The organism is Pseudoalteromonas luteoviolacea NCIMB 1944, from assembly GCF_001625565.1.
Lineage (GTDB): Bacteria > Pseudomonadota > Gammaproteobacteria > Enterobacterales > Alteromonadaceae > Pseudoalteromonas > Pseudoalteromonas luteoviolacea_F.
Genome location: NZ_AUXS01000016.1, coordinates 216,583 through 228,691 on the forward strand (window position 1 = coordinate 216,583; position 12,109 = coordinate 228,691).

At 42.1% G+C, this 12,109-nt stretch carries 8 protein-coding genes; 3 read left to right on the plus strand and 5 right to left on the minus strand.

Features of this window, described 5'->3' with window-relative positions:
- Window positions 1-147 precede the first annotated feature (147 nt).
- Both N483_RS05825 and N483_RS05830 read left to right on the plus strand, forming a co-directional pair.
- Complete coding sequence (locus N483_RS05825; protein WP_023401993.1) at window positions 148-1,320, plus strand: efflux RND transporter periplasmic adaptor subunit; 1,173 nt, start codon at window positions 148-150, stop codon at window positions 1,318-1,320.
- Window positions 1,317-4,421 carry an efflux RND transporter permease subunit gene (locus N483_RS05830; RefSeq protein ID WP_023401992.1) on the plus strand — a complete coding sequence of 1,035 codons (3,105 nt, stop codon included), beginning with the start codon at window positions 1,317-1,319 and terminating at the stop codon, window positions 4,419-4,421. The genes N483_RS05825 and N483_RS05830 overlap by 4 nt, the downstream gene beginning before the upstream one ends.
- 64 nt (window positions 4,422-4,485) lie before the next feature.
- Here N483_RS05830 and N483_RS05835 read toward each other — a convergent pair whose 3' ends face one another.
- A complete protein-coding gene (locus N483_RS05835; protein ID WP_023401991.1) occupies window positions 4,486-6,609 on the minus strand; it encodes a TonB-dependent siderophore receptor in 2,124 nt (707 codons plus the stop codon).
- Window positions 6,610-6,887: 278 nt separating this feature from the next.
- On the opposite strand from N483_RS05835, the gene N483_RS05840 reads away from it, so the two are divergent.
- A complete protein-coding gene (locus tag N483_RS05840) occupies window positions 6,888-7,982 on the plus strand; it encodes a hypothetical protein (protein WP_023401990.1) in 1,095 nt (364 codons plus the stop codon).
- Between the two features lie 115 nt (window positions 7,983-8,097).
- Here N483_RS05840 and N483_RS27595 read toward each other — a convergent pair whose 3' ends face one another.
- The 4 genes from N483_RS27595 to N483_RS05855 form a co-directional block, all read right to left on the minus strand.
- A complete protein-coding gene (locus N483_RS27595; RefSeq protein WP_023401989.1) occupies window positions 8,098-8,232 on the minus strand; it encodes a hypothetical protein in 135 nt (44 codons plus the stop codon).
- Between the two features lie 825 nt (window positions 8,233-9,057).
- On the minus strand, window positions 9,058-9,303 hold the full coding sequence (locus N483_RS05845) for a hypothetical protein (protein ID WP_155250827.1): 246 nt from the start codon (window positions 9,301-9,303) through the stop codon (window positions 9,058-9,060).
- Window positions 9,304-9,326: 23 nt separating this feature from the next.
- Window positions 9,327-10,142: a substrate-binding periplasmic protein gene (locus N483_RS05850; RefSeq protein WP_023401987.1), complete on the minus strand. Its 816-nt coding sequence runs from the start codon at window positions 10,140-10,142 to the stop codon at window positions 9,327-9,329.
- A 729-nt stretch (window positions 10,143-10,871) separates the two neighbouring features.
- Window positions 10,872-11,930, minus strand: a complete 1,059-nt coding sequence (locus N483_RS05855; RefSeq protein WP_023401986.1) for a Kelch repeat-containing protein — start codon at window positions 11,928-11,930, stop codon at window positions 10,872-10,874.
- Window positions 11,931-12,109: the final 179 nt, after the last annotated feature.

Sequence of the window (12,109 nt, forward strand, 5' to 3'; positions counted from 1 at the left end):
ATTGTCCCTATTTTTATGTTATAACATATCCCACAAGTAACCCCAATGTAAACTGCTCAACTGAAATAATTTCAATTAGTTTAGTTGGTTAGTTAAATTTGAAACATAATATTTACAATCAAACCAGGTGCGAACAGAGACATTTTCATGAGAATAAATAAAAATAAGTCTTATTTTCATAAACATACAAAGCGAATTGCGATTTTGCTTGTGGTGTTAGTAACAGGTGGTTCGGCATGTGCAGCGCTACTAAAATTTGGTAAAAAAAGTGCGGCAATAACACCGCCTGTGGATACACGTCCCCATGTTGTAGCCCAACCACTCAATATTGTCGATTATCAAACAACGCTTTCTTTATCCGGTGTATTACAACCTGCCGAAAAAACGGATGTCGCTTTTGAACTTGGTGGCAAAATAGCGTGGCTAAACATGAAGTTTATTGAAGGTGGCATTGTCAAAAAAGGTGAAGTATTAGCAACACTTGACACTTTTGACTATGAAACAGAAGTAAAAGACAAACAAGCGGGCGTCGCATTAGCCCAAGCGCAGCTCTCAGAAGAGCTAGCCAAAGCAGAGGTAGCAAAGAAAGAGTGGGCTCATATTCCCAATACCACAGCGCTGGCCCTTAGGAAACCTCAAGTTGCCAGTGCAAAGGCACACCTTAAAGCCGCTCAAGCCAGCCTAGACAAAGCAGAGCAAAACCTTTTCAGAACAAAATACTACGCGCCCTATGATGCACTGATACTCAGCCGTAACACAGGCCTAGGTCAGGTGGTTTCTAAAGGTCAGGGTTTAGGGCAGCTGGCCAACTTAAGTTATGGTGAAGTTCAGGTCCCTGTCGCCGGTTTTGACCGTCCATTTTTACCTAAACTTCCCGCTAAAAACGTAAAAATAAGCGCCGAGAATATTACACGATTGGGCACTTTAACACGGCATATAGGGCGCTTTAGTGAGCGTACTCGCATGGCCTACTATGTTATTCAAATTGACGACCCTTATGCACTTAACAATGATAAATCGCCTCTTTATTTTGGCCAGTTTTTAGAAGCCAATGTAACTGGGATCACACTGAAAAATGTACTAAAAACCCCCCAAGCACAGCTAAAAGATAACGCGGTGTGGTTATTATCTTCAAATAACAAACTGGTCAAATATACAACAGAAACCATTCGAAAAGAACAAGACTTTGTTTTGTTAGAAGCACCAAAATTAGATAACTATCAAATGGTTACTCAACTCCCTGAATATCCGCAAAGTGGTATGCAAGTCAAATTACAAACTGGGCACCTGCAACTTGCAGAGAAAGGAGATAGGCAATGAATCAGCGACAAGGTCTGATAAGTTATTTTGTAAATCACCCTGTTGCAGCTAACTTAATGTTGTTGTTGATTGTGTGTATGGGACTGCTCAGTTACAACAGTATTCAGCGCCAAACCTTTCCTTTGTCTGAGAGTAATAAAGTGACTGTCAGAGCAATACAGCTTGGGGCATCTGCAAAAGAGATCGAAGAGAATATCCTACTTAAAATTGAACAGGCACTTAAACCCCAAGTTGGTGTAAAACGCATCATTAGCACCGCTTCCCCTTCACGTGGTCGAGTTGAAATTCAATTGCACAATGGTGAAGACATGGCATCGCGACTAGACGAGATAAAACTCAAGCTAGACAGCATTGCCACATTTCCTTCAAATATGGACCCCTTGCTTGTATATGAAAATGTTCAGCGCCAAAGAGCATTTAGCATCGTCGTCTCAGGACTTGAAAACCCAGTTGCACTCAAACAACTCGGCGATGAAATGAAAGATGAACTACTGCAACTTAAAGGGATCTCTTATGTTGATTTGTCAGCAATGCCCGACTACGAAGTTGCCATTGAAATCTTACCTAACAAGCTTAGAGAGTATAATTTAACGCTTGCGCAAGTTGTTTCGGCACTGCATGCACAATCAGACAACCTCTCAGCAGGTCAAATAAAAACAGCCAGCGGTAATATCTATTTAAGGTTAGAGCAGCGCCAGTATTTCGGTGCAGGTTTGGCCGAAGTGCCGATACTGACAGGTATATTAGGCGAAAAAGTGCACCTTAAAGACATTGCCAATATTAAAGATGGTTTTAAAGAGTCACTCAATCAGGGCCGATTTAATGGCAAACGCGCACTGTACATAATGGTGTTAGCTTCCAAAGAGCAATCATTAACTCATGTCGTTGATACTGTTAAACCATATATTGAGCGCAAGCGCCAAACACTGCCTGATGAAATAGACATTTATGAATTTGTTGATGTGACATATTACCTCGATGGTCGCTTAAATATGATGCTCACTAATTTAGCTCAAGGTGCCATTCTGGTGTTTATTGTGTTGGCGGTTTTTTTGCGCACACGTTTAGCTTTGTGGGTCATGGTGGGTTTACCTGTCGCCATGCTCGGTGCATTTTGGCTGATGCCATTTTTGGGGATCACCATTAACTTAGTATCACTCTTCGCGTTTATTATGGTGCTTGGGATTGTTGTGGACGATGCTATTGTCATAGGTGAAAGCGTCTGTGATCAAATAGAACACCACGGACATTCAAATACACAAGTAATACTCGGAGCCCAAAAAGTCGCGATGCCTGCCACGTTCGGTGTACTGACTACCATCGCAGTTTTTATGCCTTTTATGCTCAGTACAGGTCCTAACTCAGGCCAATTTATTGCCATTGCCGGTGTATGCATTTTGTGTTTGTTCTTCAGTTTGATTGAATCCAAACTGATTTTGCCAGCGCATTTGGCCGCAACCCCGATACCTACACTGCCTGACAACCACTGGCGAGTGCGCTTTAACAACAAATTCCAGCAAGCTTTGCACAATCGCTACGTACCGCTGCTAACAAGTAGTATCAATCACCGCTATGCGGTGATTATTGGGTTTGTTTGCTTGTTTGTCTTTGCTATAAGTTTATTAATTAGCGGTCAGGTGCGTTTCACAGCAGTCCCAAAAGTTCCTCACGACTACCCATCGATTAATATCCAAATGAATCACAATGTTTCAGAAGCACAAACGCTCGCCGCAGTCGCGCAAATAGAAGATGTAATTCAACGTGTTGAGAGCAATATCAAAGCTGAAACAGGAAAAGGCATGGTCGAGGCCATGTATACACGTGTCGATCACCTCACCGAAGCTGAAGTAGTCACTCCGCTTATTCCTGAAGCCGACCGCCCTTTTGATACTTTTGAATTGGCTAGACGCTGGCGTGAACAACTACCTAATATTCCAGGGGTGAAAAAACTCACGATCGAATCAGACGTCATTGATATCGCAGAAAAAGGCGACCTTCAGTATCAGCTATTTGCCCATGACATTGCTACTTTACAACTCGCAAGTAAAGATTTCATCGACAGAGTGAATGAAATCCAGGGAGTTCATAGCGTCTTCTCTTCTTTAGATAGCGCACAAACCGAATATCAGGTAAAGCTAAAGCCACTTGCTCATCAGCTGCAACTCACAGCGAGGGACGTCACACAACAAGTATCCGCTCGATTTTACGGTATTGAGATGCAACGTGTGATGCGTGATGGACAAGAAGTTGTATTCATGGTCAAAGGGTTGGAACAAAATCGCGAACGTATAAGTGCTTTGGAACGCACCGTAATAAGCCTTAAAAACGGTGAACAGGTCTTCTTTGGAGATGTTGCTGAAACAGTGGAAGTGCCAGGGATTTCCGTTATCACCCGAGAACAAGGTCATCAAGTGGTCACCATCAGTGCTAATGTTGACCAACAGCAAACTGCGATAAAACAAGTTTCTGATGTAATCGAAGAGCAAATACTGCCCGAGTTAAATGTCAAATACCCTGAGTTAATGACACAGTTGGGAGGCGACTTATTAGCACAGCGCAAGGAGCAAAGCCAAGTGGTCAGCTTTGCTATCGTAGGGCTACTAGTTGTCTACCTTTTATTAGCGTTACCACTACAAAGTTATGTACAACCTGTCATCGTCATGTCTGTGATCCCATTTTCTTTGGTCGGTGCGCTATGGGGCCACTATTTCTTGGGATACAGTGTAAGCATGATGTCTATTTTTGGGATAGTTGCAGCAGCCGGTGTTGTGATCAATGACTCGCTTGTTATGACAGATGTGATAAACAAAAACAGAGAGAACGGCTTGGACATGAAAGAAGCCGTCATCCGTGCTGGCGTATCACGTTTTAGGGCTATCTTATTGACCTCGTTGACCACCTTTCTAGGGTTAGTGCCTATTATGTTTGAATCTAGCCTACAGGCGCAATTTGTTATCCCTACCGCGATTTCGCTAAGCTTCTCAGTCGTGTTTGCGACCATAGTTACACTGGTCTTGGTGCCCTGTTTATATGTTGTGATAGAAGATATCAAACGACTATTTACCATACTAAAACGCAGTTTGGCTACGCAACAGGCATAAAAAAATGCCTTGGCAGGGAGACTGACCAAGGCATTGCTTTTTGAGACTTATCAGTTCACATCAATTAGAACTGATAAGACGTCGAAACTAATATTTTACGAGGCTCGCCCGGCTGTACCCACATCTGAGTATACGAATTCGTATAGTGTGTACGATCAAATGCATTGTGCACTTGTGCTTTTACTGCCCAGTTGTCGCTCAAATCATATTGTGCAAAGAAGTTTGCAGTCACATAAGATGGTAAGTAGAAGTCTGAACCACGTTGACCAAGTCTTTCATCTACATATTGTAAACCCCCGCCCACTGTCAGTGCATTACCACCAACCTCATAGTACTGGCTCAGCTGTAGACTTGCAGAGTGCTCTGGAATATTGAGCAGATCGTCACCCTTTTTAATTGCTGCAAAAATACCTGTATCTACATAGTCTTCTTCAACTTGTGCATCTAACAACATGTAAGAGAATCGAATTTCAATATCGGCAGGTAATTGACCAGCAATGTCTAGCTCATAACCCGCGCTACTTGCTTCACCAATGGCAAGATGGCTGCCTAGATTCTTGATGTCCGCGACAATGATGTTCTTCTGTTCACTGTCAAAATAAGCAAACGTAATGTCTAAGTTATTGTCAAGTAAAGACCATTTACTACCAAACTCTATCGATTCCGTTTCGTTTGGATCAAAAGCACTACCTTGGGCGTTGGCACCAAAGTTTAGTCGGTAACCTTCGCCATAGGTCGAGTATAAAGACCAATTGTCCGCCACTTGGAATACCACGCCGAGCTGCGGGCTAAAGCGGTTTTCAGACTGCTCAGTGTTACGGCCTTTTACCTTGTCTTCTAAAGTTTGCTTTAATGAGTCAAAGCGACCACCTATACGGACCGAAAGCGCATCAGTTAATGCCATTTGGTTCTGAATATACAAACCAGTTGCCCATTGATTTTGCTGACGAACAATCGCAGGAACGCGTGTTCCAGGTGTAAACTGACCATATACAGGCTTGTGCACATTTATCGCATACATTTCTGCGTCTGTTGGATTTAACTGCAACGGCTTACCACGCGCGACAAGATAAGAACGATCATATTCAAACCTGTCGTAATCCACACCCACAATAATATTGTGCGTGATAGCACCTGTTTCTATTTCACCAGCGAGTTCAAAACGTACAACGTATTGATCAGTGTCATAATGACGCTCACGGTGCTGACGCGCCAGAGTTTGGCCATCTAGATAAAACTTTTGAAATTGAGGCGCTATTTCAGCATCGCTTGAAAAGCTATCAAGCTCAGTTTGTCGATACGCAGCGGCGGAGCTAAGCGTCCATGTTTCATTAAGGTCGTAATCCCACTTTAGCTGATGGCCAAGTACACTTGTGGTCGTTGGCCCATCTCCAGGCTCCCCTAAGAAACGTTCAATTGGCATAAAATCAAAGTTACCGCCAAGTGCGATAATGCCACGATCAAACGGGATCTCATGCTCAGCGTATTCTAATTCATAAGAAATACTAGAACGTTCGCTTTGTTCAAATAATAGCGAAGCCATAAACCCTTGTTTTTGCGTTTCTATGGTGTCTCGGAAACTATCTTCTTCTTGATAGAATCCAATAAAGCGACCCGCAACATCATCGGCAAATACTGCATTTACATCGGCTTCTAAGCGACGGTGAGCGCGACTACCCGCGGTCAATGCAATCGAACTTGCAGAGTCAAATGTCGGTTTTTTTGTCACCAAGTTAATTGAACCACCCGGCTCGCCACGACCATATAAAGCAGCCTTTGGTCCTTTTAATACTTCGACACGCTCGATACCTGATACATCGCGCGGCCCTGAAAACCCTCGTCCAGCATTAAAACCATTGACTAGGTAGCCACTGGGTACATTCTCATCGCCAAAAAAGCCACGTATTGCATAGCTATCCCAAAGCCCGCCCAAACTGTTTTGACGGCTAACTGATGCTGACATGTCTAGAACATCTGTCAGGTCTGTTAATCCGGTATTTTCAATGAGCTGTGAGTCGAACTCGAAAGTAGATTCAGGTGATTGCAAGTGTGTGAACTCACCACGATAAGCTTGGCGTTCACCAGTGACTTCTATTTTTTCAATACCGTTGTCGGCGTGAGCAGAGAAAATGGCAGCAAGTGACAGAGAAAGTACGCTTAAACGACAAGCATAGTTTAGGGGTTTCATTACAAATCCTTTATTTGATATGTTATAACGTTTTTGGGTACTTTAGCATGTGTCAATGCGAGTGTTAAGGATTATCGTTTAAGTATTTGTTGCAAAGTATTTTTCTGTATTTACCGAACTGACTGACACTTACCTAACCTGCTTCCAGCTTCTAGAGCGCTGTAATAAAGCGTAATGTTTTTTTCTACCTTTCTTGCTCTAACTTGTAAATACAGCTTTCTTTTGAGTAGAGATAGCTGTCTCTAAGCAACAAACCGTCAAACTGAAGGAGCAAGAAAATGTCACATGTCATACCCAAAAAAACCAGTGATCGAGGCCTAAGCTTGTCGTCCACTGCACAACCCCCATCTTCGCTAGGCAGGGAAACCTTAGACCAATACAGAGAGAGCCAAATGCGTGAGCCTCGGTGGGATCACGTCAATATTGGCGTTAGCAAAGCAGATTTAGATAACAACTTTGAGTTTTTAAACGGTGCGGTATTAAACCGCAGTGCTGATGAGCAACTGCTGCTAACCACCACAGGGCTATTTGGCCCAATTAGAACAGGCACTTTGGTTCACCTAGATCCAGATGCAGATAACCTCGTTGTACAAAGCGATTGTGCACCACTTAATCCAGAGGCAGATTTGGTTACACGCTTAAACCGACTGCATGACGAAGCAACACACAACCCTCCTGGTAATAAACATGCGCTCAGCGTATCTGGGTTTTGGACATCAGCGACAGATGGAGGTGGGATCCCAGGTTTAGATGGCGCATCCAATGTATTTGGTAGTACGGGTCAGCTAATCTGCGACACCGAACACCTTGAGTTCCCAGTACTCACATACGGCGGTGATGCAAAGTCTCAACAAGAGTATTTACAAACGCTTGCCTACTACGGTGGCACTTTGTTAAGACCTAAAGAAGAATTTGCCTTAGGGTTTATTCAAGATTTGTGGGGGATCCAATATGACCAAAAGCTCCCGCAATACGTCACCGACTATCAATTTGGCGTGCATAAAGGCGGAGGCCTATTTGTAGAACACCACCCATTTCCACATATTTGGCTGCCAGCGACTGGCTCTGATCCCGTTTTTCATAGATCCACAAAGTCGCGAATATTGCTGGGTAGACGAAGAGATATAGACCACGAAGATGGTTACTATCGTACGGTTAAAACACAGCATTTCCATTTTACGCTATTTGAAGTGCCAAATGATGGTAGTGCACTCGCCATCAGACCTCAGTGCATTCATAACGACAGCTTTACCGATGGAGCCCAAACGGTATTCTTAGCAAATACCCCAGCCAACACTGTCGCAATAAGGCAAAGTGCGCCTTTAACAGACATGACGTTTGATAGATATACGACCATGGATATGTACAAATAAAGATATAGTAAGGCGCAAAGGAAAAGCCTTTGCGCTATTTCAGTATTGCCAAAGTACGTAAGCTTAATTTAGATAAAATCCGAAATACGCATTAAAGCCTACTTATTTTAGAGTTTTATGTTGTGAAGATTGGTGGGTTTTTTCCAATAGCAAAATAACTTGCTTTTTCAAGACACTCCTCACTCGAGGCAAGCTCAATAGTAAGTAATACAGTAACAATAACTAAATAGGTTGGTTTGATTAAACGCATTTTCATCTCCTTATTAAAAGTCAAAAAGGCATAACTCAGCACCTTTGAATACAGTAAAAACAAGACTGCACAAGCCCGCCATTCATCACTTGATGGCAGCCTGATTTATTTATGAATTCAGCAAAAAAATACAAAATAAAATTAATAAACAAAGATTTAACTTTTATTGAACCGCTTTGAATACGCTTTATCTGTACTCGACAGGCTAGTTAAAATACGTTGACCATTTTCTGACGTACAAGCCTATTGGAGTAGAAGTTTTTTGCCACAAAAATGGAGTCTTACTATGGCATGAGCAGCTTTACTCTTGGGATTATGATTATGCTTGGCGTACTGCGGCTGATTGCGAAAGAATGTATGGCGGTAAAGCGACAATGAGAAATATCAGGCACAACTGAGTTTTTGTGAAGTAAAAACATAACCTTACCATCGCATTACTCATTCAAATGAGACACTAGCAGTGGCGCAAAATAAGTGGGGATACTACGTTCTTTTGCCCATGTTATTTCACCAAAGAGCTCAAACTCTTTGGTGAAAAGTTACTAGTTTATTTACTGGTTATGGAAATATTGACACTCTAGAGCCACAGTTTGTTAGGCGAGTATTTCTCGGGTAAGAATCACCGGAAATTTTATTTAAACGATTAAATACCCTCTAAGCATATGATCCGTAACTACTAATATAAAAATCAGTAATATTCCCATTATATTTATACTTGAATGCGCAATAGATGTGATCGCTTCTAGGCCCGATGAGCGGCTATCGCGACATTACTTACAATGAGCTACATCAGATATACACCCAATACCACAGTTATGACTTGCATCAGCAAATTTCCAAACAAGCCTTGTTATTTTTAATCTGGAACTCTCTAATCACTTGAGCGTCATTAAAATTATTATCTGCGGTTTGAGTGATCTGATGAATACGACTTGTACCATTAATGTTCTTGCTATGGTAACTGATATACGATCTTGCCATTGTGCCACTTGAACCATTATTGTCGTAGTACTTCCAAGTTACATACCCTTTGTGTACTTTAAACGCTGTGATACGACTTTGCAGGGCCATAAAATCTTTAAGTATAGTTTTGATTAATAAATGGTCGTTTTTCCGGAGCACTGTTCAAGCCTCTTAGCATGGCTCTTATATACCTGATTTGGATAAGGAAGGTATTGTTCGACAATAGTATCTACATGCAGATTTTGCTTCAAATAATCAATAGAGCGTTGAAGTTTTTTCACAATAACATCATCGATATTTTTATTCATTGCTAAATAATTTCCTTTTAAAGATCTGTGCTCTAGAACAAAGACAGGTTCTACATCTGAAAAAGTTAACCCTGCTTTTTTTAGTTGGGCTCCCAACGTAACAGAAGAACCTATGATTAAGTCCAGCTTTCCTTTTTTAAACAGCTCCATTTCTTGATGCTTTTCAGCAAATGTTAAGTAGTGTATTCCCTCTTTTAGCTGTAAGTCATCAAACACTAATTGATAGATGTCAAGGCGCATTAAACCAATCGTAAAATGCTTAAGATCGTCAGTTGAATGGATAATCAAATCTTTGTTTTCTTTAAGCTTATAGAAGCAGGTAACACTGTAAACAAGAGGGCCAACCCACTTAAACTTATCTTCTCTGGCCGGGGTGCGCGAGGTAGAGAACAAGCCTGAGTTTTTATTTAATTTTGTATTTTTCATGGCTCTTGCCCAAGGCAACAGTACTAATTCACAGTCAATACCAGAAACCCTACATGCTTCCATCACAACTTCGGTATTTATTCCTTTTATTTCATTTTGTTGCGAAAAGTTGTAAGGGGGGAATTCTTCTGTATAGAGTGTTATTTTTTCACCGCTGCTAGGTGCGCAAGGCAGCGAAAAATAAAACAAGATCATCATCAAATAATATTTCATGCTTTCTCAATTATTCTAAATCCAAAAGTAGCTCAGTATTCGTTACTACTTTATACAAAGTATCTTTTTATGTAAGTCTAGTACATGTTATTGGCTAGCGGTTAGTTGCTAGGGGCTAACCCCATCAACGTGATTGCTAGTTCGTTGAAAATACCTCATTTCAGATAATAAGCACGACGCGCGTGGGATCGCCTTTAAGAGAAAGCCAGCGACTGAAAGTAGTACGCTCTTATAGCCACAGAAACGAGCACTACTGCTATGCGATATCGGCAGTTGGCGAGGGCTGAAAAATCCAAATTTCTGCATTATGAAGTAGGTTGCTCTGTCTCTTACATCGCTAAAAAGTAAATTGTCATTGCGCCACCGCCTTATTGAGAGTAATTGTCCTGATTCAGCACACGTGGGAACCGGAAGCAAACCCAGTCGGACTAAAGATATATCGCCACAAAAATGGTGTCTTACTATGGCATGAGCAGTTTTACTCTTGGGATTATGATTATGCTTGGCGAACTGCCGCAGATTGCGAAAGAATGTATGGCGGCAAAGCGACGATGAGAAATATCAGGCGCAACTGAGTTTTGGTGAAGTAAAAGCGTTGCTTTGACATCGCATTACTCTTTCAAATAAGAAGCTAGCAGTACTGCAATTAAGTGGAAATACTGCGGTTTTTTTACGAATTTCACTGAGAGTAACCTTTTACTTAAGCCGTTACTCTCTTACATCACTTTTCTATTCGTTATTTCCTTGCAATGATAACGTGCTTTGCAATGTATTTTGTGGTCCAACTTTTGCCGCGCCGCCAATCAAATACAGAGTATTATTCAGTGTCACAGAGCCATGGCCATGCCGTGCTTGTGGCATATCGGGTAACGTCTCCCACTTGTCTGTATCTGGGTCATAGCGCCAAGCATGTTTAAACGCTTTTCCCAATTTCCACTGGTGGTTAGGGCCAAACACTTCTCCACCTGTCACAATCACTTTGCCATCAAGTACACTGGCTGAAAGCCCCGCCGAAGCCACAGGTAGCGGGCTTATTGTGGTCCATGTATCCATTTTTGTATCATAGACTTCCGCATGGTTTAAGTTTTTGCTGCCTTCACTCGCGGAACGCCCGCCAAACACATAAATTTTGTCACCAACCACAGCACTTGCTGCGGAATTTCGTTTAATCGAAGCAGGCTTTGCTTTGCGCCAATAAGCATTGTTGACCAGAACATAGTGGGCGTTTGAGTCGACATTTTTGCCTGTTTCGGAAGAGATTGTTTTGCCGCCAATAACGTGAATATACTTTCCGACGTTGGCATACACAGATTCTGCCAGAGGGATTGGTAAAGTGGGCCCAGAACGCCAAGCTTGAAACTTACCATCCAACCTGAACACAGACTTTTTGATTTGCCACGCGTTGCTTTTAGGCCCGGCGTAGCCACCAATACCATAGACATAGTGTCGATTACTAACCATGCCCAAATGATGACGCGGCTCGGGCAACGATGGGGCTTTTTGCCATTGACCCGTTGGTGGATTCAAAATATATACATCTTTGGTTGGCCCAAGTCCAAAAAATGACGGTGACTGAGACGGAGTAAATCCTCCTCCTGTGATTATCCGCTCTTTAAATACAGCCGGATAAACTTCTTGAAATGCAACGGGTAAGCTGGGGGCTTGCTGCCAATAATTAACGCTGTTTTCAACTGCTTTAGTACTTGACCAAACACTGCCCGAAGCTAAACCACTTAGCACTATACAGCTTTGTACCACTAAATTGACTTTCGCAGATAAACAACGCATTGGCACTCCTTAATTTTGGACTAAAAATTTATACCGACGATATGGATTGCGGGATCAATATACACGCTCGCTTATCATCAATTTTCGACTATTGATAAATAACACATCCATTACAATAGTAGATAGAAATGCGCCAAACCGCTGTAAATTCAGTTAAACACCAAATCATTATGGCCATG

Bases quoted from the DNA above. Each gene is read 5' to 3' on its own strand.
- N483_RS05845 (WP_155250827.1), bottom strand. From the start codon at position 9,303: ATGGCCCTGCAAAGTCGTATCACAGCGTTTAAAGTACACAAAGGGTAT.
- N483_RS05830 (WP_023401992.1), top strand. From the start codon at position 1,317: ATGAATCAGCGACAAGGTCTGATAAGTTATTTTGTAAATCACCCTGTT.
- N483_RS27595 (WP_023401989.1), bottom strand. From the start codon at position 8,232: ATGCGTTTAATCAAACCAACCTATTTAGTTATTGTTACTGTATTACTT.
- N483_RS05825 (WP_023401993.1), top strand. From the start codon at position 148: ATGAGAATAAATAAAAATAAGTCTTATTTTCATAAACATACAAAGCGA.
- N483_RS05840 (WP_023401990.1), top strand. From the start codon at position 6,888: ATGTCACATGTCATACCCAAAAAAACCAGTGATCGAGGCCTAAGCTTG.
- N483_RS05855 (WP_023401986.1), bottom strand. From the start codon at position 11,930: ATGCGTTGTTTATCTGCGAAAGTCAATTTAGTGGTACAAAGCTGTATA.
- N483_RS05835 (WP_023401991.1), bottom strand. From the start codon at position 6,609: ATGAAACCCCTAAACTATGCTTGTCGTTTAAGCGTACTTTCTCTGTCA.
- N483_RS05850 (WP_023401987.1), bottom strand. From the start codon at position 10,142: ATGAAATATTATTTGATGATGATCTTGTTTTATTTTTCGCTGCCTTGC.